Annotated in this window: 17 protein-coding genes and 1 pseudogene; 7 read left to right on the plus strand and 11 right to left on the minus strand. The window is 72.5% G+C overall.

What is annotated here, in order from left to right; translation table 11 throughout:
- Positions 1-902: 902 nt before the first annotated feature.
- Positions 903-4,811 carry a serine/threonine-protein kinase gene (locus WME82_RS02525; protein WP_438041522.1) on the minus strand — a complete coding sequence of 1,303 codons (3,909 nt, stop codon included), beginning with the start codon at positions 4,809-4,811 and terminating at the stop codon, positions 903-905.
- A gap of 753 nt (positions 4,812-5,564) precedes the next feature.
- Here WME82_RS02525 and WME82_RS02530 point away from each other — a divergent pair.
- Positions 5,565-6,089, plus strand: coding sequence for a hypothetical protein (locus tag WME82_RS02530; RefSeq protein ID WP_438041523.1), 525 nt, complete (start codon positions 5,565-5,567; stop codon positions 6,087-6,089).
- A 327-nt stretch (positions 6,090-6,416) separates the two neighbouring features.
- Positions 6,417-7,583: a hypothetical protein gene (locus tag WME82_RS02535; protein ID WP_437743948.1), complete on the plus strand. Its 1,167-nt coding sequence runs from the start codon at positions 6,417-6,419 to the stop codon at positions 7,581-7,583.
- 155 nt (positions 7,584-7,738) lie between these two features.
- Here the strand turns inward: WME82_RS02535 and WME82_RS02540 are convergent, their stop codons facing one another.
- Genes WME82_RS02540 through WME82_RS02550 form a run of 3 tightly spaced genes read right to left on the minus strand, consistent with a single transcriptional unit; the run spans position 7,739 to position 10,959 of the window.
- Entirely contained in the window at positions 7,739-9,259 is a 1,521-nt protein-coding gene (locus WME82_RS02540; RefSeq protein ID WP_438041524.1) for an AMP-binding protein, read from the minus strand.
- A 10-nt stretch (positions 9,260-9,269) separates the two neighbouring features.
- A complete protein-coding gene (locus WME82_RS02545; RefSeq protein WP_012233072.1) occupies positions 9,270-9,539 on the minus strand; it encodes an acyl carrier protein in 270 nt (89 codons plus the stop codon).
- A gap of 34 nt (positions 9,540-9,573) precedes the next feature.
- On the minus strand, positions 9,574-10,959 hold the full coding sequence (locus WME82_RS02550; RefSeq protein WP_437861801.1) for a cystathionine beta-synthase: 1,386 nt from the start codon (positions 10,957-10,959) through the stop codon (positions 9,574-9,576).
- A gap of 387 nt (positions 10,960-11,346) precedes the next feature.
- Here WME82_RS02550 and WME82_RS02555 point away from each other — a divergent pair, with 387 nt between their 5' ends.
- Complete coding sequence (locus WME82_RS02555; RefSeq protein ID WP_437743952.1) at positions 11,347-12,714, plus strand: sigma 54-interacting transcriptional regulator; 1,368 nt, start codon at positions 11,347-11,349, stop codon at positions 12,712-12,714.
- 126 nt (positions 12,715-12,840) lie between these two features.
- On the opposite strand, the gene WME82_RS02560 is transcribed toward WME82_RS02555, so the two are convergent.
- Positions 12,841-13,140, minus strand: coding sequence for a CsbD family protein (locus WME82_RS02560; protein ID WP_438041525.1), 300 nt, complete (start codon positions 13,138-13,140; stop codon positions 12,841-12,843).
- 434 nt (positions 13,141-13,574) lie between these two features.
- Here WME82_RS02560 and WME82_RS02565 point away from each other — a divergent pair, with 434 nt between their 5' ends.
- Both WME82_RS02565 and WME82_RS02570 read left to right on the plus strand, forming a co-directional pair.
- Positions 13,575-13,832 (plus strand): GlsB/YeaQ/YmgE family stress response membrane protein, encoded by a 258-nt coding sequence (locus WME82_RS02565; RefSeq protein WP_437984107.1) that lies wholly within the window; start codon positions 13,575-13,577, stop codon positions 13,830-13,832.
- A 411-nt stretch (positions 13,833-14,243) separates the two neighbouring features.
- Positions 14,244-15,458, plus strand: a complete 1,215-nt coding sequence (locus tag WME82_RS02570; protein WP_437743954.1) for a pyridoxal-phosphate-dependent aminotransferase family protein — start codon at positions 14,244-14,246, stop codon at positions 15,456-15,458.
- Here the strand turns inward: WME82_RS02570 and WME82_RS02575 are convergent.
- Both WME82_RS02575 and WME82_RS02580 read right to left on the minus strand, forming a co-directional pair.
- On the minus strand, positions 15,455-17,284 hold the full coding sequence (locus tag WME82_RS02575) for a chloride channel protein (protein WP_438044851.1): 1,830 nt from the start codon (positions 17,282-17,284) through the stop codon (positions 15,455-15,457). The genes WME82_RS02570 and WME82_RS02575 overlap by 4 nt on opposite strands.
- Positions 17,285-17,345: 61 nt before the next feature.
- On the minus strand, positions 17,346-17,912 hold the full coding sequence (locus WME82_RS02580; RefSeq protein WP_437743955.1) for a MarR family winged helix-turn-helix transcriptional regulator: 567 nt from the start codon (positions 17,910-17,912) through the stop codon (positions 17,346-17,348).
- 254 nt (positions 17,913-18,166) lie between these two features.
- Here WME82_RS02580 and glyQ point away from each other — a divergent pair, with 254 nt between their 5' ends.
- Positions 18,167-19,114 carry a glycine--tRNA ligase subunit alpha gene (glyQ, locus tag WME82_RS02585; protein WP_012233080.1) on the plus strand — a complete coding sequence of 316 codons (948 nt, stop codon included), beginning with the start codon at positions 18,167-18,169 and terminating at the stop codon, positions 19,112-19,114.
- An 88-nt stretch (positions 19,115-19,202) separates the two neighbouring features.
- Here glyQ and pyrE read toward each other — a convergent pair whose 3' ends face one another.
- From pyrE to WME82_RS02605, 4 genes are read right to left on the minus strand one after another with little or no spacing between them, the layout of a single operon-like run.
- Positions 19,203-19,781 carry an orotate phosphoribosyltransferase gene (pyrE, locus tag WME82_RS02590; RefSeq protein ID WP_437743957.1) on the minus strand — a complete coding sequence of 193 codons (579 nt, stop codon included), beginning with the start codon at positions 19,779-19,781 and terminating at the stop codon, positions 19,203-19,205.
- Positions 19,778-20,479, minus strand: a complete 702-nt coding sequence (locus WME82_RS02595; RefSeq protein ID WP_438041526.1) for a bactofilin family protein — start codon at positions 20,477-20,479, stop codon at positions 19,778-19,780. The genes pyrE and WME82_RS02595 overlap by 4 nt, the downstream gene beginning before the upstream one ends.
- 3 nt (positions 20,480-20,482) lie before the next feature.
- Entirely contained in the window at positions 20,483-20,797 is a 315-nt protein-coding gene (locus WME82_RS02600; protein ID WP_012233083.1) for a bactofilin family protein, read from the minus strand.
- A 54-nt stretch (positions 20,798-20,851) separates the two neighbouring features.
- Entirely contained in the window at positions 20,852-21,280 is a 429-nt protein-coding gene (locus tag WME82_RS02605) for a bactofilin family protein (protein WP_437743959.1), read from the minus strand.
- 638 nt (positions 21,281-21,918) lie between these two features.
- Between WME82_RS02605 and WME82_RS02610 the strand changes: the two are divergent.
- A pseudogene (locus WME82_RS02610) lies at positions 21,919-23,271 on the plus strand (styrene monooxygenase/indole monooxygenase family protein); the annotation flags it as partial.
- Positions 23,272-23,387: the final 116 nt, after the last annotated feature.

Below are 23,387 nucleotides of genomic sequence, written 5' to 3' on the forward strand. Positions count from 1 at the left end.
CGCGGTCACTGGCGATTATGGACGTGGCTCACCCTGTTTGCTTGGGGCGCCTGCGTCGGTGATGGATGGTGGCTCTCTACCGTGTAGAACTTTCCGATCCTCCGAGAGATGCGCGGTGACGCCTGTTCGCCTTCCTTTATGAGGCCTTATCGTCCCCCAGTCGACGCGGAAATTCGTCGTCCAGGGCACGGGCGCCGGAGATAATGCATGGATTCCCTGTGTGTTTTGCCGGTGTGTTGGGAACATGCCGTCAATGATCGTCGGTGTATACCCTCGGCCGGTACATTGTCCAACGGATAACGTCAGTGATCGCCTGACGTCTCGGCCCTCTCTCGCTCCGTCTCGGCGGTAGGTCACGTGTTCTAGGCACATGGATTATTCCGGAGTTCCTGGCGGATGGCCTCTACGCCCCACGTGAGGGCGGGTGAGCGCCGGGGGCGAGCCTCTCTCTCTCTGCTGCTCGGTCTGCCTCGATGAGCGGCGCGACGGGAACGCTCCGACTCGCGATCGGACGCGATGCTAGACGCGCTCGTGAGAGGGGGGATTCAGCGGTTGTCATCGCGCCGTGCGTGCTGCGGTGAACGGCCCCGATCTGTGGCTGTGACCACGGTCCAAAGCGGTCATCCGCGCCAGGCGCGCCCGAGTGGCGTCCGCTCCAGACAGAGGAGATCGATCCGCGTCCCCGCGCATTCATCGTGTTCAGACCTGCAATCGAGAATCTCAGGTTCGAAAGACGTCAGGAGCATCCTTAAGGTCAACTCCATGAATCGAGCAAGGTCGGGCCCTGGCCCGTGTCCTGCTAAAGTCGTACTAAAGCTGAAGGGCAGAGCGCCCGTGACGGCTTCCCCCCCGCCGTCGAATGGGCGCTCTTTTCTTGTGTTCTTCGTCCGGGACGCGAGGTCCTAGCGCTCGCGCAGCCGGGCTACCCGGTCGCGCCAGTACTGGAGATCGAGCGCGGAGAAGACCGCGGCGGCGCGCGCGAGCTGGCGCTCGCGCTCCGGATCGCGGCGCGGGAGGTGCCGCGCGAGCTCGAAGCGGGCGCGCGCCTCCTCGACGGGCAGGCCGCGCTGCAGGGCGTCGTCGATCGCCGCGGCCCAGAGCCGCCTCGCACGCGCGTGGCCGCCGGCGAGCCAGGCGGCGAGGCCGCGCAGGCGGAGCGAGGTCGAGCGGCCGAGGGGGAAGATGCGCGCGTACCGGCCGAGCGCGCGGCATGCCTCCGCGGAGAGGTGCGAGAGCTCGCGCCGCTCCGCCGAGCCAGGGGCGTCCTCGAGCAGCGCGAGCAGCACCTCGCACGTCGCGGCATACCCGTACAGGCAGTGGTAGCCCGCCGGCTGTCCCTCGCGGAGCATGGGGAGCGTCCGCTCGGCGGCCGCGCGGGCCTCGCCCTGCGCGCCGCGGAGCAGGTGCCCCAGCGCGACCTGGCCGTGCGTGATCTGCTGCGTGCGGTCGCCGAGCCGCTGCACCTCGGCCGACAGCGCGTCGAAGATGGCGATCGCGCCCTCGCCGTCGCCGAGCAGCAGCCGGCACTGCGCGCGGCCGCTCTCCGCCCAGATGTGGCCCTGCGCGTTGTCGCTCTCGCGCGACGCGATCACCAGCGCGCCGTACAGGTCGAGCGCCTCCCTCCAGCGGCCCTCGGAGTACGCCGCGCCGGCGAGCAGCGTGATGCACTCCTCCTTGCGGCGGCGGTCGTGCAGCGCCTCGGCCAGCCGCTCGGCCTGGGTGAGCAGCGCCCGCGCGTCGCGGCACCGGCCCTCGCCGAGCGCCGTCAGCCCGCGCAGGCACGAGACGAACGCGACGCCTTGCGGGTCGTCGAGCGCCGCGGCGACCGCCGTCGCGCGCGCGGCGTACGCGTCGACGACGGCCTTCCACGGGACGTACCCGAACGCGACGCTCAGGGTCGCGTACCCGCGCGCGAGCGCGAGCGACGGGCCGAGCCGCGCCGCGGCGTTGGTCGCCGCCAGCGCGGCCAGGAAGGCGAGCGTCGGCTCGTTGCGGAACAGGTAGGTCTCCGACAGCTTCTCCGCCGCGAGCGACGCCTCGGCGAGGCGCTCGCGCTCGGCCGCGTCGCTCGCGACCGGGGCCGGCAGGCCAGCGACGTGCGCGAGCTGCAGGCCGAGCTGCTTCAGCGAGGCCATCGCCGGGCGCAGCCGCTCCCCGAGGCCCGCGCGGCCGCTCGTCGCGCGCTCCCCCGCGCGGAGCCACGCGGCCTCGTCCCGGGAGAGCAGCTCCAGCGCCGCCGCGCAGTGCCGCTCCGCGCCGAGCAGATCGCCGAGGTTGTAGTGGGCCTGGCCGAGCCGCCGCTCCCAGCGCGCGCGCCGGATCGGCGGCGCGCGCTCCTCCGGCGGGTGCGCGCCGTCGAGGTCGAGCGCCCTCTTGTAAAAATCCACCGCGTCGCCGGAGGCGCCCGTCGCGAGGGCCTGGGCGCCCGCCTTGTCGAGGTACTCCAGCGTCTTCTGGACGGCGCCCGCGATTCCATAGTGGTGGGCGAGGAGCGGGTACGACAGCGCGAGGCCCGGCGCGTCGCGGTGGCGCCCCTCGATCGCGCGCGCCGCGGCCGCGTGCAGGGCCCGCCGCTCCGCCTCGGGGATGCCCGCGTAGACGATCTCCCGCAGCTTGTCGTGCACGAAGCCGAGCCGCCCCGGCTCCGTCTCCTCGAGCACGTGGCGGCGGGCGAGCTCCGCGAGCGCGTCCATGGCGTCGACCTCGGCGAGGCCCGCGGCGCCGAGCAGCAGGCGCTCCTCGAGCTCGCGGCCCAGCACCGAGGCGAGCCGCGCGAGCGCGAGCGCCTCGTGGCTCAGCCCCGACAGCCGGCGCGCCACGAGCTCGCGCAGCGAGCCCGGCAGCGGCAGCGGCGCGGGCGGCTGGCTCCCGCGCGCGGCGCGGGCGAGCCGCTCTGCGGCGGTGCTCTCGGCGCCCGCGCGGATCCGCCACGCGTAGGCCTCGTCCCGGTAGATCACCCGCTCCTGGATCGCGGCCCGGAGGTACTCGGCGATGAAGAACGGGTTCCCCTCCGACTGCTCGAAGAGGTACTGCACGAACGCCTCCGGCGGCTCGTCCAGGGCGAGCATGTCGCGCACCATCCGCCCGACCGAGCCGCGGTCGAGCCGCCCGAGCTCGAGCCGCGAGGCCCAGGGGGCGCCGAGGAGCGAGGAGAGCGCGGGCGACGTCTCCTCGGTCCGGTACGCGCACAGGAGGACGACGGGATGGGCCGCGAAGTAGTCGGCGTCGAGGTGCTCGAGGACGGCGCGCGAGTTCTCGTCGGCCCACTGGAGGTCGTCGAGCACGAGCAGGACGGGCCGCGTCGCGGCGAACGCGGCGAGCGTGTCGGCGAGCGCGGTCCGCAGCCGGTAGCGGGCCGCGTCCGGCGGCAGCTCGGGCGGCTCGGGGTAGCGGTCGTGGCCGTGGAGCTGGGCGAGCGACGGCTCGTGCGGCGCGAGGACCCTGCCGCGCGGACCGAGCAGCGCGTCGTAGCCCGCGGGGCCGAGCTCGTTGCACCGGTCGGCCACCGCGAGCAGCAGCGGGCGGAACGGGTGCAGCGGCGCGGCCTTGACCGCGCCCTCGCGCTCGACCTCGGCGGACACGGCCGCGCACGCGCCCGTGACCACGGCCATGCGGTTGAGCGCCGCCTGGTGCGCCGCCTCGACGGCGAGGCGCGTCTTGCCCACGCCGCTCTCGCCGCCGACGACGACGAGGCTGCCCTGGCGCCGCTCGTGGGCGCGCTCGAGCGCCGCGGTGATCCGCTGCAGCGCCTCCCCGCGCCCGGCGAGGCGCGGCCGGTACAGGTACGGCTGCGCATTCGGCACGCGCACGCGCGCGCGCGCCGCGCCGCTCCAGTCGTGCGGCGGCGTGTCGGCCGCGCCGAGCTCGGCGAGGGCGGTCGCGACCTCGTCGGCGTAGCCGAGCCGGTCCTCGGGGCGCTTCTTCAGGAGCCGCGCGATGAGGGCGTCGAGCGCGGGAGGCACGTCGGCGACGAGCTCCGAGGCCGGGAGCGGCTCGGCGTAGAGGTGCATGGACAGCACGACGGCGCTCGAGTCGCCGAGGAACGGGACGCCCCCGGTCACGGCCTCGTAGATCATGCAGCCGAGCGCGTAGAGGTCCGCGCGCGCGTCGACGAGGTCGCCGCGGATCTGCTCGGGGGACATGTAGTCGGGGCTCCCCATCAGCCTGCCGCCCGCCTGCAGCACGTCGCGCCCGGTGTGCCCCTCGAACTGGAAAGCGAGGCCGAAGTCGAAGAGCACCGGCGTGCCGTCCGGGCGGATGAACACGTTGTCCGGCTTGAGATCGCGGTGGACGAGGCCCCGGCCGTGGACGTACGCGAGCGGCCGGCAGATCGCGCGGAGGAGCGTCAGCGCCTGGCGGAGCGCGCCGCCCGCCGCGCGGTGGAACGGGCGCGGCGCGAAGGGCTGGTACGAGCGCGGGATGATCGAGGCGGGCGCGATCTCCGCCGTCGCGGTGCTGGCCTGCGCGTTCATGGCCGTGGAGACGCTCACGGTTGGCTCGCTGCTCACGCTCCCGCGGGCGCGCCAGCGCTCCTGGTTGTGATCGCGGAGCGTGCGCCCCTCGATCAGCTCCATCGCGTACCACGGGATCCCGCCCTGGACCCCCTCGTCGAGCACCCGCACGACGCCCGGGTGGTCGACGCCCCGGAGCGCGTGGATCTCGCGGCGGATGCTGGAGACGAGGCTCTCGTCGCCCACGCAGACGGTCTTCAGCGCCGCGAGCGCGCCCGTGACGCCGTGCTGAGCGCGGTAGACGACCCCCATCCCGCCGCGGCCGAGCGGCGCGAGCACCCGCCACGGCCCGATGGACACCGGGACATCCGGAGGGTGCCTGGCCTGTCCCGAGCTCGGCGTCGTGATCATCGAGGGACCGACGCACCCTTGGCACGGGCCTGGATTCGCCCCAGGTGGTAGGTCAAAAGCGGCTTCCCGACATCCACGCTGGAGCTGAGTACATCCACCCGACGGCGCGCGATGATGTCACGGCGCGGCCGACCATACAACAGGTCTGTGTGGAGGCCAGCTCATCGCACGAACGCCGCGCGGCGGGGCTGCCGCACCGACAGGCGACTACACATGAGCCAGCGGAGCGTGGCTATCGAGGCTCGCGCCGGGGCGGAGGCGCGGCGCGCCTCGAGGCGCCCTCGCGCCGCGCCGTGCCGTCGTCGCGCCGCGCGGCCGCGCGGCGCGTGCACGGAGGGAGCGCCGGCGCGCGGGCACCCTCTGGACGCCAGCGCCGCGCGAGACACGGTGAACCCGGGACTCTGCGGAGGCGCGCTCTGCCGCCGCGGTCGTCGCCGCATGTCGAGACGCGATGTCGAGGCGAGCCCAGCCGCGCGGCGCTCGGGCGGGGACGTCTCGGTCTCTCGCGGCGAGCGGACCGCCGGGGATCGTCTGCTTTCCCCGCTTGGTGGATTCGACATCTCCGATGTCGTTGTCCCGTTTCATCGAGCTTCGACCGTGCCGTGCGATCCCATCGTGCACAGCTGAGCTCGCGGTACACGGTTTGCTCCCGGTGCCCTCACGGCCCGCGCTGGCGGCCGCACTTAGAAAGGGAACCAACGAATGAAGCATTCGACTCATCTCGGGGCCTTGTTGACCGTCCTGTTCCTCGCTGCGTGCGGCGGCGAAGGTGCAGATTCCGCCCCGACGGACAGCGCCGTGAGCTCCAAGCAGCTCAGGGATCTGACGGCCGATGACGTCCAATCCGCCTGCGATTCGCTCGCGGCGAGGGTGAAGCTCTCCAAGGAAGATGCCTGTGAGTACCTGGGCCTCGTCGCGTCTCCCGCCGTCGGGCAGCCGTGCGGCACGGTGAAGGACGAGTGCCTCTCCACGGCCGACGAGGCGGCCGCGGAGCAGGACGACCACGCAGCGGATTGCATGCCTCCGACCGAGCACCGCGCCGGCTGCTCCGCCACGGTGGCCGAGTACGAGGTCTGCTTGCTCGCCCAGACGCAGCGGGTCCGGGCGCTCACGTGCGACTCGGCGCTGAGCTCGCTCGAGACGGCTCCTCCGGAGTGTGATGCGGTGGCGCGCAAGTGCCCGCAGATCGTGGGCGAGGGCCCGGAGCAGGGCGCCGAGAGCCCCTGAACACGGCGCGGAGGCGCGGGCGGCCACCCATCATCGGCGATCGATCATCGATCATCGCGCTCAACGTGGACGCACGGCTCGGTGCCTGAACGAATCGCCGGTAGGCACGACACGGCCGCTTGGCGGCCGTGAGTGCCATTGTCCTACCTCTGTTTCCCTGGATCTTTTGATTCCTACCGATATTCGTGCTCGTCCGCGCCTTCCAGGGCATCTCGGCGTATGATGGGCTCCGCAGCCGGCGCGCCCGGGGAGGTTCAACCCTCGGCGTCTCGGCTCAAGCGAAGTCGCGGCTCGCGCCGGGGGTTCGCTGGCACAGAGGAGGATTTCATGAAGATCACCAAGGTTTCCGGAGTGCTCGCCCTGCTGCTGATCGCCGCCGCGGCTGCTTGCGGCAAGGGCGAGCAGCCGGCTGAGGCGAACGCGACGGTCGAGGTGACCGCCACCGCCGAATCGGCGATCGGCGAAGGCGCTTACGTCGAGGAGCACGAGAGCGGCAAGGCCGCCTTCAATGTCGCTGCCGACGGGAACGTCAAGGCCGCGGTCACGGGTCCGGACGGCAAGCCGATCCGCGAGGACGTCAGCGGCACGCTGGTGTGGAAGGACGCTTCCGGGGAGAAGAGCGTGCCGCTCACGCTCGACGCGAAGACCGGCCTCCTGGTCGCCGCCGGCCCCAAGCTGGAGGCGGATCTCACCGAGATCGGCTACACGCTCAACGTCGCCGGCAAGCCGTGGAACGGGACGCTGCACGTGCCCGCCGGCGGCACCGCCGAGCTCTTCGCCAACGCCAAGGCGTCGGCGGAGCTCGGGCTGCCGGAGGGCAAGCTCGGCCCGCACGGCGGGCGCATCGAGATCGTGGGCGACGACCGCCTCGAGCTCCTGGTCGACGAGGTGACCGGCGAGGTCCGCGTCTATGTGCTCGACGCCGACCTGAAGCCCATCGACCTCGGCGAGCGCAAGATCACGCTCGGCGTGGTGGCCGAGGCGCCGCAGGTGGTCGTCCTCGCTCCGGCGGTCGCGACCGCGGACGTGGCCGCGACCGCGGCGGCGGGGGTGGCCGCGGGGGCGTACCTGACCGGCAAGCTCGCGCTCGCCGCCGATCCGCTGAAGCTGACCATCGCGGTGCGGAACGCGGGTCGCTCGGCGGTGGCCCTGTGCGGCTACCGGGCCGGGGCGGCGTTCGCCGTCCACGCGCGCGCCCCGCGCGTGAAGGTGCGCGTGAAGACCGACTGGGACGCGCGCGTCCACGCGCTCGCGAACGCCGACCTGAAGGCGAAGGCCGACATCGACCCGAAGGTCCACGTCCACGCGGGGGCCGGCGCCGCTGCCAGGGCCAACGCGAAGGCCAACGTGCACGTCAAGGCGCCGAGCGTCCGCGTGACGCCGCCGAGCGTGAACGTGCAGATCAAGGCGCCGAAGATCTCGATCCCCAAGCCGAGCTTCAAGGCGTCGGCGTCGGCCCGCGCGAGCGCGGGCGCCAAGATCGGGGCGCATTGATGCGACGCGCGGCGGTGACGGGCGCGCCTGTCACCGCCGCAATCCCAGCGACGCGGCGTGCTCCGCGGCGCGATGGGGGCGAGGGCGTGAAGCTCCATGGCATAAAGCTCAACGGAGGTGAGTGGAACGGCACCTCGATGACCACCCGAGCGCGCTCACCCGGGGAGCGCGCGATAATCGATCTTCCCCGTCGAGGTCCGCGGCAGCTCGTCCATCGCGACGATCGTGTCCGGGACCATGTACGGGGGCAGCCGCTCCGCTAGGTACAGCCTGAGCGAGCGATCGTCCGCGTCCCCTGCGAGGGCGACGAAGCCGCGCAGCGTCTTGCCGAGGCGCGCGTCCTCCACGGCGATCACAGCGGCCTGGCGCACGGCGGGGTGCGACGCCAGCGCGGCCTCGACCTCGCCCGGCTCGACCCGATAACCCCGGATCTTCACCATCCGGTCGATGCGGCCGCGGAAATAGAAGAGCCCGTCGGCCTTGCGCTCCACCCGGTCGCGGGTCCGGTACGGGCCGCCGTCCACGGTCGTCGGCCCCGAGACCACGAGCTCGCCCGTCCCGGGGCCCTCGATGACCTGGCCGCTCTCGCCGCCCGCGTCCAGCGCGCGCAGCGCGCAGTCGGCGTAGGGGCACGCGACGCCGATCGGGACCTCGCTCGCCCCGTCGAGCGCCGCGCGGTCGACCCGGTGGAACGTGCAGACGTTCGTCTCGGTCGGGCCGTAGAGGTTGTAGAGCGCCGCGCCGGGCGCCCGCGCCGCCAGGGCCGCGAGCTCGCGCGGCGGGAAGACCTCGCCGGCGAAGAGGATGGCGCGCACGGGCGAGAGCGCGAAAGCCGGCGCCGGCGCGCCCGCGTCCGCCGCGGGGAGCGCCGCGACGAGCTTCATGAACATCGACGGCACGCCGTAGATGACCGTCGGCGCGAGCGCGCTCACCGCGTCGCGGAGCGCGCGGCCCGAGGCGAGGTCACGCCGCGCCATCGTCGCGAGCGTCGCGCCCGCGCGGAACGTCGCGAGGTGGTCGAACCAGGCGAGATCGAAGACGAGCTCGGCCACGCGGAGGACCCGATCCGCCGGCGTGAGCCCGACGAGGTCGATGCAGAAGGCCGTGAACGCATCGAGCCCCGCCCACGTGATGGGGACCGGCTTCGGCTCGCCCGTGCTGCCCGAGGTGTGCAGGATGCACGCGATGTCCTGCGCGCGGTCGTCGCGGGCGCCGCCGTCGCTCGTCCCGTCGTCGCCGTCCGCGCCGGCGCGCGCGGCTCCGCGCAGCGTGCGCCCCTCGGCGTCGAGCTCCACGCGCGGCAGGCCCTCGCGGAGCTCGGCGTCGATGCCGTCCGCGAGGCCCGCGGCCGCGGCGTCGAGCACGAGCGCCCGGCACCCCCGGGCCCGCGCGATCCGCCCGAGCCGCGCCGGCGGCGCGGTCGCGTCGAGCGGGACCGCCACGGCGCCGGCCGTGAGCACCCCGGCGAGCGCCACCGGCTCGTCGTGCGCCCGGCCCAGCGAGAGCAGCGCCACCCGGTCGCCCGGGCGCACGCCCGCCCCGCCGAGCGCCGCGCCCACGGCCGCCGCGCGCGCCGCGAGCTCGGCGTAGGTCATCGCGGCGCCGCGCGACGCGAGCGCGACGGCGTCGCCGCGCGCGGCCAGGTCCTCGGCGCGCAGGCGGAACGTGCCGGCCACCCGCTCCCCGCTAGCCCTGCGCGGCCGCGATGCGGCCGGCGACGAAGCGCGCCATGCTGTCCACGGTCGACACCGCGTCGAGGTCCACCTCCTCGTCCGGGATCTTCACGCCGAAGCGCTGCTCGATGAACACGAGCACCCGCGTCAGCGACATCGAGTCGAAGCCGGACCCGCCCGCGAACAGATCCTCGTCCAGGGCGAGCGGCGCCTTGCGCAGCAGGATCTCCTTCGCGATATGGTCGTGCAGCGCGCGCCGCACCGTGTCGAGATCGTAGGTCACCGCAATGGTCCCTTTCCAGCCGGAGCTCGGGCGCTCAGCCGATGGCCGGCGTCGCCTTGCGGGCAAGATAGTCGATGAGGTCGATCTTGGACACGACGCCGAGCACCGTCTCCTTGTCGACGACGAGCGCGATCTTCGCGTCGCTCAGGACGCCCTTCAAGAGCTCGACCTTCGTCGCGGGCGTCACGGTCGCATAGTCGCTCTCGACGAGCCCGCCGATGCTCGAGTCGAGCGTGCCGCTCCCCGTCACGAGGTGCCGGAGCAGGTCGATCTCGTGGACCATCCCGCGCAGCTTGCCGTCCTGGGTCACCGGGAGCTGGCTTATCCCGTGCGATTTCATCATGTCGATGACCTCGCGGACCCGGGCGTTCGCGTCGGCGGTGACCACCGCCCCGCTGGGCTTGACGGCGAGCAGGTCGCGCACCGTCCCGAGGCCCTTGTCCTCCTCGAGGAAGCCGTTCTCTCGCATCCAGTCGTCATTGAAGATCTTCGAGATGTACTTGGACGCGCCGTCGGGCAAAAGAACGAGGATGTTCTCCTTCTTCCCGCTCTGCCGCGCATACTTGATCGCTCCGGCCACCGCCGCGCCCCCGGAGCCGCCCACGAAGAGGCCCTCGAGCCGCACGAGGTCCCGCGTCATGAGGAAGCACTCCTTGTCGTCGACCCGGATGATCTCGTCGATGATCTTGAGGTTCATCGTGCTCGGGAAGAAATCCTCGCCGATCCCTTCGACCTTGTAGGCAAACGGCTTCGTGATCCGCTGGGTCTTCACGTAATCGTAATAGAGCGAGCCGACCGGGTCGACGCCGACCATCTTGATCTCTGGCTTCCTCTCTTTGAGGAACTTGCCAATGCCGCTCAGGGTGCCCCCTGTCCCCATGCCGGCGACGAAGACGTCGAGCTCGTCGCCGCACTGCGCCCAGATCTCGGGGCCGGTGGACCGGACGTGGGCCTCGGGGTTCGACGGGTTGTGGTACTGGTTCGCGTAGAAGCAGTTCGGCGTCTCGTCGGCGATGCGCTTGGCCACCTGGTAGTAGCTGCGCGGGTCGTCGGGCTCGACGGCGGTGGGACAGACCACGACGCGGGCGCCATAGGCGCGCAGCGTCGCGATCTTCTCCTGCGACATCTTGTCCGGCATGACGAAGACGCACTTGTATCCCCGGATGGCCGCGACCATCGCGAGCGCGGCGCCCGTGTTGCCGCTGGTCGCCTCGACGATCGTCCCGCCGGGCTTGAGCCCGTTCGCCTCGGCGTCGCGGATCATGTTCAGCGCGACCCGATCCTTGTGGCTGCCGCCCGGGTTCAGGTACTCGCACTTCACATAGATGTCGCTCTCGAGCCCCTCGGTGACCCGGTTCAGCTTGACGATCGGCGTGTCGCCGACGGCCTTCGTGATATCGCTGCGCGCGCCTCGCATCATGGGGAGACCTCTTAGCCGCCGCGCGCCGCAGCGACAAGGGGAGCCCGCGCGCGCGGCGGCGCCGCGAGAGGCGGGCTCGCCACAGCGCTGGCGAGCGCGCGCGCCTGTCGTGACTGCCGGGCCCGGCCGTCGGCCATCCTTCCTATCCTTCTAGAAGAGACAGCAAAAGAAATTGTGTTTACGATGGGGTCCACACTGCCCCTATCCGGCGCGTTATCGTCACGGGTTCAAAGGCCCTGACGGCGGCGAGCCAGAGCTCTCCGGCGCGAGCCGCCGGGGCGCGGCGCTCGCGCGCTGACGTCAACGCCACGCGGCGCTGCTGCGCGCGCCGGGGCGAGCGGACCGGCGGGCGATCTCGCGCCGCGCTCCCTGTGGTAGACTGGCGAAATGGCGTCCGAGCCGAAGATCCACCCGAGCGCCGAGACGGCGCTCCTCAAGGTCCGCTCCAAGGAGATCGCGTTCAGCCGCTTCCGCGTGCAGGTGACCGCCGGCCCGGACGCCGGGGCGTCCCAGACGTCGGACGCGACGGAGTTCGTGATCGGCACGGCGCCCGGCAACCAGCTCATCCTCACCGACCGGGCGGTGTCGCGGCACCATTGCGTGATCTCGGTCACCCCGCGGGGGTTCTTTCTCCGCGATCTCGGCAGCAAGAACGGCACGACCCTCTCCGGCTTCCGCGTCGAGGCGGCCTATCTCCTGCCGGGCGCCTTGCTCGGGGTCGGGCAGTCCACGCTCCGCTTCGAGCCGCTGGCCGAGGAGATCCGCGAGCCGCTCGGCGACGAGGAGCGGTACGGCCGGGTGCTCGGGCAGAGCGCCGCGATGCGCCGCATCTTCGGGGCGCTGCCGCGGATCGCCGCGTCGGACTCGACGGTGCTGATCGAGGGCGAGACGGGCACGGGCAAGGGCCTGCTCGCCGAGGCGATCCACGAGAGCAGCCCGCGCGCTGGGGGGCCGTTCGTCGTGATCGACTGCGGATCCATCCCGCCGACGCTCATCGAGGCCGAGCTCTTCGGGCACGCGAAGGGGGCGTTCACGGGCGCGCAGGCGGCGCGCGCCGGCGCCTTCGAGGCGGCGCGGGGCGGCACCGTGCTGCTCGACGAGATGGGCGAGCTCCCGCTCGACATGCAGCCGAAGCTCCTGCGCGTGCTCGAGGAGCGGCAGATCCGTCGCATCGGCACGATCGAGCCGACCAAGCTCGATATCCGGGTCATCGCGACGACCAACCGCGATCTCCGCCAGGAGGTGAACCGCGGAAATTTCCGGTCGGATCTCTACTACCGGCTCAACATCGTCCGCCTCCGCGTCCCCGCGCTGCGCGAGCGCCCCGACGACATCGCGATGCTCACCGCGCATTTTTACCGGCAGCTCGCGCAAGGGCAGGACCAGAGCCCCCCCGGCGAGCTGCTGGAGGCCTTCATGCGCCAGGACTGGCCGGGCAACGTCCGCGAGCTCCGCGGCGCGGTGGAGCGCGCGGTGCTGATGATCGATCCCGCGCTATTCCGCGAAGCCGTGATGGGCTCCGAGGGGGTGGACAGCGGCGCCCCGGCGCTCCCGGCGCCCCGGGACGACGAGCTCAGCCTGTCGTTCCGCGAGGCGAAGGAGCGCGCCGTGGCGCGCTGGGAGCGCACGTTCCTCACGGCGCTCGTGCGCGCGAACGGCGGCAACCTCTCGCGCGCGGCCCGCGCGGCGCGCATGGACCGCAGCCACCTGCGCGAGCTCCTCCAGCGGCACGGCGTCTCGGCGACGGAGGCGTGACGGCCGGGCCCGCGGGCCAGCGCCGGAGACGGCCGCGCGCGCCTGGTGAGCGGCCAGGGCGGCGCCGGAGGCGGCCCGCCCGGCCGGACCTCCGGCGGGCGGCGCCAGGGCGCGCCCTCTCGCTGGTTACTGATTGGCCTTCTGGCGGTTCTCTCCCTTGAGCTCCTTGGCCTTCCCTTCGGCGGCCATCTGCTCATTATCGACCAGCTTGCCGACTCGGTTCTTGATCGCGCCGGCGGCCTCTTCGACCGCGCCCTTCGCGCGCTCCTCCGCCTTGGCGTCCTCCTTTTGTACCTTTCCTCGGAGCTCCTTGGCGCGGCCCTCCGCTTCCATATGCTCGTCGCCGAGCAGCTGGCCGAGGCCCTTCTTGATCTTGCCGCCCATCTCTTCGGCGGCCCCTTCATTGCGATCGCTTGCGTTGCTCATTGCATCCTCCTCGTGGCGTGGCCTCCGCAGAGCCTCTCTGCGGCGCGCCGCCGCCGTCGACCTCGCATTGGCAACCTCCAGATGTAGCAACCGGTGCGCCATCGCATGCCGAACGGTCTTTTCTAGGACGCGGAAGGGCGATTGGGGCAGGCTACCTCGCTCGCGCTCTGCCTCTCGGCTCGCCTGAGGCAATACGCCACGCGGCGGCCAAGCAAGCAATCCCACGGTCCGACCGGACGGCCCCCGCTCTGCTGGGGGCGCACCCGCGCTGCGGTCGGATTTCGCGGTGAATGCGGCGATGCGAGCGCTCTGTCCGTGGCGTTCAGCTCGGCTGGGCGTCTGTGGAGAGCCGGGACTCCAGGGCATGGCGCGGCGCTTGCTGAACAGCCTGCATAGCAACGAGGAGCACTTCGCTCCTTTCTGGGAGGTTCATCATGTCGTTCATTCTCTTTCTCCTGTTTGGCCTCGTCGTCGGTGCTCTGGCGCGCCTCATCGTCCCTGGACGTGAGCCGGGCGGGTGGGTCGTCTCGATGATCATCGGCGTCGTCGGCTCCTTCATCGGCGGGCTGCTCGGCCGCATGTTGTTCATGTACCGTGAGGGTGAGCCGGCTGGCTTCTTCATGTCGCTCATCGGCGCCATCGTGCTGACCGCCGGCTATCAGGCGATCGCGCGGCGCCGTACGGTGGCATGAGCGGGCCGAGCGATCCTCTCTTGAGGCGCCACGCCCGATACCGGCCCACGGCGCTGCATGAAGGAGCTCTCGATCCGCCGCCGCGATCTGTAACGTCCGGGAGCACCTCGGGCCGAGAGCAGGAGGCGCGGAGGAGGCGCCGCGACCCGTGAGCGCGATCTCGGCTCAGGCGGCGCGGCGCGCCCCCCTCTCGCTCGGCAGGCTGGAGGAGGCCCTGCTCGTCGCACGGCTCACCCCCCAGGGTCGTACGACGAGCAGGGCCTTCGGCGGCCTGTGGCGGCCTGCGGCGCGGACTCCGGCGCCGGCACCGCATTTCCGCCGGCGCCGCGCCCGCTCGCCGGGTAACGCTTGACGCCGCAGGAGGCTTTGGGCTTGCTAGCGGGCTCCGCGCTTTTGCCCAAGGTCCTGGCCATGTCGTTCTCGATCCTGCCCCCGCCGATCACGCCCCTCGCCGCGATCCTGCCGTCCGAGCCGCTGCTGCTCATGGGCGCCGGTCCGGTGCCCATCCCGCAGGCGGTGGCCCAGGCGAACGGGGTCATCATCAATCACCTCGGCCCCACCATGGACCGCGTCATCCAGAACGTGAAGTACATGGCGGCCTATGCGTTCCAGACGCGCAGCGACAAGATCCTCGGCCTCGCCGGGCCCGCGTCCGCGGCGATGGAGATGGCCGTGGCGAACCTGTGCTGGCCCGGGCGCAAGGTGCTTTGCCTGAAGGTGGGGACGTTCAGCGGGCGCCTCGGCGAGATGGCGCTCGGCGTGGGCGCCGATGTCACCTTCCTCGAGGGGCCGCCCGGGCGGCCCGTGTCGCTCGCGGACGTGCGGGAGGCGATGAAGAAGCAGCGCTACGACGTGGTCACGATGGCGCACGGCGAGACGTCCTGCGGCGTCCGCATGGTCGAGATGCCGGAGATCTGCAAGCTCGCGAAGACGCAGGGCGCCCTCACGATCGTCGACGCGGTGGTCACGCTCACGGCCATGCCGGTGCACATGGACGAGTGGGGCATCGACGTCGGCATCGTCGGCGGGCAGAAGGCGCTGTCGTCGATCCCGGGCGTCTCGGCCTGCGCGTTCTCGCAGGACGCGTGGAAGGTCGTCGAGGAGCGCCCCCTGCCGCGCCCGCACTGGTGCTACGACGCGACGCGCGCGCAGCGGTTCTGGGGCTACCAGCAGTACCACTACACGGCGCCGGTGCCCGGCGTGCTCGCGCTGCACGAGGCGCTGCGCCTCGTCTGCGAGGAGACGCTCGAGCGGCGGTTCCGTCGCCACGAGATGAGCTCTCTGGCCATGCAGGCGGGCCTCGAGGCCATGGGGCTCGAGCTGTTCGCGTCGAAGGACGTGCGCCTCAACAGCGTGCTCGCCATCAAGCTGCCGTCCGGCGTCGATAGCGCGCGGATCCGCGAGTACATGACCAAGGCCTTCCGCGTCGAGATCTCGGGCGCCTTCGGCCTCAACATCGTGCGTGTGGGCCAGATGGGCGAGCAGTGCCGCTCGCACAACCTGTTCAAGACGCTCTACGCGATGGGCATGAGCTTCCAGCGAGAGGGCGTGAAGCTCGACGTCGCCAAGGGAATGGCCGCGCTCGAGCAGGGTCTGGCGGGCGATCGCGATTACTTCGTGGACTAGCTCTGCCCCACGGTGGCCCGGTCCGGGATGGCCGGACCTCCGCGCCGCCTCGCGGCGGCAAGGGCTTGCTCGCGGCGCTTGCCGGCGTCGATACGGCTCCGATGCGCGTCGAGCAGATCGCTGCGCGTCAGGATCCCGAGGACCTTGCGGGGGGCCTGCCTGGACACGACAGGGAGCCTCCCCACCCCCTCGGTGACCATGTGATCGGCGGCTTCGCGCAAGGAGCTGTCCTCGAACACCACGGCGAGCGGCCGCCGGACCAGGTGGCGGATCGAGATGGTACCGGCCTGCTCGGTGAGCACATCGCGCTGGGTGACCACGCCGACGAGCTCCCCCCGATCGTCCACGACCGGGAAGCCCTGGTGGCGCGAGCCCGCCGCCTGCGACAGCAGAAAGGCGCGGGCCGTCTCGACCGTATCGTCGGCGGCGAGCGTCACGACGGGGCGTGAGGCGGCCTCGCCCGCGGTGATCTGCGCCAGGTGATCGGCCGCGTACTCGACCGTCACGCGCGCGCCGCGGCGGGCGATCTTCTCCGTCATGATGGAGTGCCGCATCAGCAGGCTGGAGACGAGGAAGGCCGCGCTGCAGCCGCCGAGCAGCGGCAGCAGCCCCATCGGCTGCCGGGTCGTCTCGAAGGCGAAGACGACCGACGCGAGGAGCGCCCGGGACGCGCCCGCGAAGATCGCCGCCATCCCGACGAGCCCGGCGACGCGCGCGTCCACGCCGAGCCCGGGGAGGAGCGCGCTCGCGGCCAGGCCGAGGATCGCGCCGAGCCCGCCGCCGACGGTGAAGAGCGGCGCGAGCGTCCCGCCCGAGGTGCCGCTGCCGAGCGCGATCGACCAGGAGATGAACTTCATCAGCGAGAGCGACACGAGCGCGGCGAGCGCCAGGCGGCCGCTCAGGATGTCGTCGATGTTGCTGTACCCGACCCCGAGCGTCCGCGGCGCGAAGTAACCCACGACGCCGATCGCGACGGCGCCGATCGCCGGCCACCACATCCAGTGGAGCGGCAGCCGCTCGAACGCCTCCTCGATCGCGTAGATCGCGCGGGTGGCGCCCATCGCCGCGAGGCCGAGGACCGCGCCGAGCACGATGTAGAAGGCGAGCGCGGGGCCGGTCGAGGGCGCCACGGACGCCATCTCGAACGCGGGCGCGCTGTGGCCGACGACCAGGCGCGCCGCGGTCGCCGCGGTCGCGGCGAGGGCGACGGGGATCACCGAGCGCGGGCGGTACTCGAAGAGCAGGAGCTCGATCGCGAGCAGCACGGCCGCCACCGGGCTGCCGAAGGTCGCCGACATGCCCGCCGCCGCGCCCGCGGCGAGCAGCGTCTTGCGCTCGTCCGCGGTGATCCGGAGCAGCTGCCCGACCAGCGAGCCGAGCGCGCCGCCGGTGGCGATGATGGGGCCCTCCGCGCCGAACGGACCGCCGGTGCCGATGGCGATCGCCGCGGAGAGCGGCTTGAGCAGCGTTATCCGCGGCGGGATGCGGCTCTGGTTGAACAGCACCTGCTCCATCGCCTCCGGGATCCCGTGGCCGCGGATCGCCTGCGAGCCGTAGCGCGCCATCACGCCGACGACGAGCGCGCCGAGGATCGGCACGACGAGCACGAGGAGGCCCAGGTGGTGCTCGGCGGGCGACGCGGGGGCGGCGGACAGCCGGCCGAAGAACGCGAGGTTCGTGATGACGGCGATGAGCGTGGTGAGCAGCTCCGCCGCGAGGAAGGCCACGCCGCCGAGCGCGATCGCGAGGCCGCTGACGAGGACGACCCGCCGGTCGACGGCGGCGCTGGGGGCGGGGACGCGGAGGTCCTCGAGGGTCGGGCCCATCGAGGGGGCGACCGGGATGCTCTCGGTGACTGGTGGGGGTGGGGCGTTCAATCTGGACAATTCAGCTCTCCTCGCGGTCTGTCGCTTCGGGTTCGGCTCCGGCGGGGGTCTCCTCGCCTTCGAAGAACAGCGGGGGGGCCTCGTCGCCGGCGCCGAGCGCCCGGGCGAGGGTGGCGAGGCTCTGCGCGAGCGCGCTGCGCTCGTCGGCGGGCAGGCGGTCGACGGCGGTGACGAGCTCGGCCTGCGCGGTGCGGGGCGCGCGGCGGAGCAGCGCGCGGCCGGCAGCGGTGAGCGAGATCTCGGTCCGGCGCGCGTCCTCAGGCGAGGCGCGCCGGGTGACCAGCCCTCGCTCGGCCAGGCGCGTCACCACGACCGACACCGAGCTCTGGTGCGTCAGCGTGCGCTGCGCGAGCTCGGCGATCGAGGAGGCGGCCGCCTGATCGAGCTGCTGCAGCACGAACAGCTGCGCGCTGCTCAGGCCGAGCTGCCGCTCGCACGCGCGCGACGAGACGCGCAGGCGCTGTACGATCGCGCGGATCGCATCCATGACCCGCTGCGCGTCGGGCCCGCCGGGGGCCTGCCGCGCGGGGCTCTTCCGGCGCGCCGTCGAAGAACCATGGGCTCCCATATAATTGCGCGGGAACCTACGCCGCTCGCCGGTCAACCGCAAGCAGTCTGCGGACCTCCGGGGGGCAGGGGCGGATCGAGGCGGGCCGTCCTCGACGGGGTGGTCGCGGGCGGCGGTGGATGGCGGCGGGGCGCCGGCGCGGCGTCCGGCGCGCGGCGCGCGGGCCCGGAGGCAGCGCGCCGGGCGGACCGTGCGGGCGACGCTACGCGGGGCGTCGCCTGCGCGGGCGATCCAGGCTAAGAACCGGCCCTCCCATGACCTTCCAAGACCTCATTCTCACCCTGCAGAAGTTCTGGGCCGATCGCGGCTGCCTCATCGTGCAGCCGTACAACTCGGAGGTCGGCGCCGGCACCTTCAACCCGGCGACGTTCCTGCGCGCGCTCGGCCCCGAGCCCTGGAATGTGGCCTTCGTCGAGCCTTCCCGGCGGCCCGCGGACGGTCGTTACGGGGAGAACCCGAACCGTATGCAGCAGTTTCACCAGTTCCAGGTGATCCTCAAGCCGAGCCCGATCGACATCCAGGACCTCTACCTGGAGTCGCTGCGGGCGATCGGCACGAACCCGCTCGATCACGACGTCCGGTTCCTCGAGGACGACTGGGAGTCGCCGACGCTCGGGGCGTGGGGGCTCGGCTGGCAGGTGTGGATCGACGGGCTCGAGATCTCGCAGTTCACCTACTTCCAGCAGATCGGCGGGATCGACTGCCGCCCCGTGTCCGGCGAGCTCACCTACGGGCTCGAGCGGATCGCGATGTACCTGCAGGACAAGGACAGCATCTACGACGTCGTCTACTCGGACAGGGGCGGGAAGATCGTGCGCTACGGCGACATCTACCAGCGCGCCGAGTGGGAGTGGTCGACCTACAACTTCGAGGAGGCCGACATCGCCGAGCACTTCGCGGCGTTCGACGTCTGCGAGGCCGAGGTGAAGCGGCTCCTGTACCGGGGCGCGGATCCGGCGGCGAAGGGGGCGGCGATCGATCCGAAGAAGGCGCTGGTGCTCCCGGCCTACGATTTCGTCGTGAAGGCGGCCCACCGCTTCAACGTCCTCGACGCGCGGGGCGCGATCAGCGTCACCGAGCGGCAGCGCTTCATCGGCCGTGTCCGCGCGCTCGCGCGGGCGGTCGCCGAGACGTACGTCGCGCAGCGCGAGGCGCTCGGCTATCCGCTCCTCGGCGAGCAGCAGGCGAAGGCGGCGGAGTAGCGCGCAGCCGAGGCGGCGGAGGAGCGCGCTGCAGCCGAGGCGGCGGGCAGCGCGCCGTCGCCTCGGCCGGGCTTCGCGTCGCGCAGCCTCAGCCGGGCGGGGTGTCCGGGATGAAGTCGCGGCGGGTGCAGATCGCGACGACCGGCAGCCCCGCGGCGCGGATCGCCTCCGCGCCGCCCTCGAGGCGGTCGACCAGGGCGATCACGCCGACCACGGAGGCGCCCGCGGTGCGGAGCTTCTCGACCGCCTTCAGCGTCGAGCCGCCCGTCGTGATCACGTCCTCGAGGATCGCGACGGGCATCCCGGGCACGAGGCCGCGATCGCCCTCGACGAGGCGCCGCGAGCCGTGGTCCTTGACCTCCTTGCGCACGTAGAGGGCGGGGAGGGGGCGGCCTCGCAGGAAGCTCGTGAGCGACACAGCGCTCGCGAGGGGGCACCCCCCGAGCTCGACGCCGGCGACGGCCTCGCACCGCGGGAGCGCGCCGAGCGCCTCGAACATCAGCGAGCCGACGAGGGCGTGGCCCTCGGCGGTCAGCACCGACTGCTTGCAGTCGATGAAGAAGTCGCTCTCCCGGCCGGACGCGAGGACGACGCGCTTCTGCTCGAACGAGCGCTCGCGCAGCAGCGCGACGAGCCGCTCCCGCTCCGAGGCGCCGGCGGCGCTCACCGGCCGCCCCGCTTGCGCAGCGAGGCCTTCGCGGCCCCCTTCCGGAGCGCGGGGACCACGGGCGGCGGCGGCCCGCCGGCGCTCTCGGCCGCCTCGGGCTCGTCACCCTCGCCGGCGGCCGAGGCCGACAGATCGGCCTCCTCGTCGTCGTGAACGGCCGCGAGGCGCGGCTCCGGCGCAGGAGCGGGCCTCGCCTCGACGACCGGGCGCGCCGCCAGCGCGGGGCGCGCGGGGGCAGGCGCGGCGCGCGGCGCAGGCCGGGCGGGCGGCGCAGGCGCGCGCTGCTCCGCCGGCGCGCGCGCCGGCCGCGTCGCCGCGGCGCGCGGCGCAGGTGCAGCGGCGGCGACCCGCGCCGGGGCGGGGGCGGGGGCCGCGGCGAGCGGCGCGCCGGTGGTGACGTTGCCGCGCACCAGCGCGCCCGCGTGGATGCCGATCTGCGGCGCGCCGAGGTCGCCGACGACGCGCGCGCCGGGCTCGAGGATCACGGCCTCGTCGCCGGAGATGTTCCCGGCGACGGCGCCGCGGACGACGACGCGCCGCCCGCGGACGTCGCTCTGGATGAGCGCGCCCTCGCCGATGGTCACGTCGCCGGTCATGACGACGCTCCCCTCGACGCGGCCGAGGATCTCGAGATCCCCGTCGCCCTGCACGTTGCCGCGGATGGCCGTCGTCGGCCCGATCGAGGACTGGGCGGCCATCGGCTACACGTCCATGTCGACGTTGCCCTTGAACGAGGCTCCGTCCGCGATGGTCAGCCGCGACGCCTTCACGTCGCCGACGAGGCGACCGCCAGCGAGGAGATCGACGCGATCGGCCGCCGTGACGTTGCCGGTCACGTTGCCGCCCACCTGGAGCGACGCCGCCCCGATGTCCGCTTCGATCAGCGCCCCTGCGTCGATGGTGAGAGGCCCCTCGACGGTGAGCTTTCCGCGCACCGTCCCGGCGACGATCACCTCCTCGTCGGAGGTGATCTCGCCCTCGATCGTGAGCCCGTTTCCGATGATCGTACCCGCCACGTTCGTGCTCCTCGCCGCGCCCTCGCGGCGCGATTCTTCGTCCGTCAACGCGCGCTACCGCCCTGCCGGTTCACGCCGCGGGGCCTGCCCGCGCCCGCCGGTCGTCCGCTCCGAGAGCTCGGCCGGGAGGTCGAACTCCGCCTCGATGCGGCCGGCGAACGCCGCGCCTTCCTCGAGGATCACCTCGCTGCCGCCCACGTTTCCGGCGTACTGCGCGGTCGCCCGGATCGTGACGGGGCCGCGCGACGCCACGTCCCCCGTGAGCTGGCCGGACACGACGAGCGAGCTCGCCTCGACGTCTCCGGTGACCGTCGCCCCGTCCTCGATCTCGAGGTCGCCAGCCAGCTGGATGTTGCCCTCGACGCTCCCCTCGACCCGGAGCGAGCCGTCGCCATGGACGCGCCCGCGGATGCGGGCGCCCCGTCCGATGAGCGATTCGGCAGCGTCCGATTCGCTGCGCGTCGTTGTCGAACCTCGGGCCATTCTCGTCTCCTGTGCGCGGGAGGGAGCCGCGCGAGCCGGGGCGCGCACCAGACGCCCGGCTCGTCCGCTGGAGCTGGGCGAACTGGATCACCCGGCCCCGCGGCGGCGCGGACGCTACTCCAAGCGGCTGCGCCTCGCAACCGGCGGGCGGGCTCGGTGGCGGGGGCGCTCCATGGACTGACTGCAGCGGAGCCCACGGGGGGAGGGGGCGTCGCGCGGGGGGGCGAGGGGGGCCCTCCCACGAACTCGCGCCTTTTGGTGGCAATGGCCGGCTGTACGGAGGTGCCGAGTCCATGAGGCGTCGCTGCGATGCGGGCCGGCGCTCGGGTTCGTGGGGCCCTCCCCCTCGCCCCCCCGCGCGACGCCCCCTCCCCCCGTGGGCTCTCTCCAGCGGGAAACGCGGAAGGGGGGCGAGGGGGGCGAAGGGGAGGGAACGGGGAACGATGCGCGGCGACGGCGCTTGCGAGCGCGTGGGGGTGGGCGCTTCCTGCGGGGCTGGCTCGGGTGATACGGTCTCTCTTGACTGGGCTTTCCTTGCTCGCGACGCCTGCTGTGGCCCTGACGGCGAACCGACTCGGATGGCTCGGCGCGCGTCGCCCGTGGGGGCGAGCGCAGACCAACCAACCCGGGGGTTCCTCATGCGGAAGATAGCTATCGTGGGGTCTGGACAGGCCGGCCTGCTCGCGGCGCACGGCCTGGTGAAGGCCGGCTACGAGGTGACGCTCTACTCGGATCGCACGCCCGAGCAGTGGCTCAACGACTCGAAACCGACCGGCACCGCGGCGCGGTTCGACGTGGCGCTCGCGTTCGAGCGCGAGCTCGGCCTGGCCTTCTGGGAGGACGCCGCGCCCCGAGGCCACGGCGCCCAGGTGACCGCGTCTGCCACCCCGGGCAATCGCCTCCTGACGCTGGCGGGCCGCCTCGAGCAGCACTTCTTCGCGATCGATCTCCGGCTCCAGAGCCACCGGTGGATGCTCGAGCTCGAGCGGCGGGGCGGCAAGATCGTGATCGAACCCGTCACGATCGCGCGGCTCGACGCGATCGCCGCCGAGAACGATCTCACCGTCGTCGCTGCTGGACGGGGCGATCTGTGCAACCTGTTCGAGCGAGACGCCGCGCGCAGCGTCCACTCGGAGGCGCAGCGCAACGTCGTCATGATGTGCGTGACCGGCCCGAAGCTCGGGTTCGACGGCATCCCGATGCTCCCGGTCAAGTTCAACCTGTTCGCGGGCATCGGGGAGGCGTTCTGGGTGCCCTACCACCACAAGGACGTGGGACCGAGCTGGAACTGTCTCGTCGAGGCGGTGCCCGGAGGGCCGCTCGACAGATTCCAGGGCGCGAAGTCGGGCGAGGAGATCATCGCGATCGCGAAGGGGCTGGTGAAGGAGCTCATCCCCTGGGACTACGAGTGGTTCAGGGGAGCCGAGCTGTCGGACAAACACGGATGGCAGAACGGGCGGGTCGTCCCCGCGGTGCGCAAGCCCGTCGGACGGCTGCCCTCCGGCCGGATCGTGACGCCGCTGGGCGACACGGCGATGTCGATCGATCCGATCGGCGGCCAGGGCGCCAACAACGGCAACAAGATGGCGCGCAACCTGGTCGAGTGCATCGTGCAGCACGGCGAGCGCCCGTTCGACGCCGACTGGATGACGCGCACCTTCGATCGCTTCTACGCGCGGCACGGCGGGCCCACCGACAGGTTCAACAACATCCTGCTCGCCGGGGTGTCGCCTCCGATGGCCCACCTCCTCATGGCGCAGTACGGCAGCGACGGGCGGGCGGACAACACGAGCGGACAGCAGGCGCTCGCGAACGCCTTCGTGAACAACTTCAACGATCCGGCGCGGCTGACGGCGGTCCTCGAGGACGTCGGGCGGGTGCGCGCCTTCATCCGGCAGACGACCGGGAAGCCCTGGCCGCTCGCGCTCGCAGCAGGGGGCGTGGGCGTCGGCATCGCGCAGGTGCGGCAGCGCTTCGGGCTCCCGCCGGGGCATCCGGAGGAGCTCGCCACGGTTCTACGTGGTCGCGGAGATGGCTCCGCGATGGCTACTCCAGGACGGGGTGGTACCGCCCGCTCGGCGTGACGATGACGGCGGTCCGCGCCTCG

Source organism: Sorangium sp. So ce128 (genome assembly GCF_051525245.1).
Classification (GTDB): Bacteria; Myxococcota_A; Polyangia; order Polyangiales; family Polyangiaceae; genus Sorangium; species Sorangium cellulosum_B.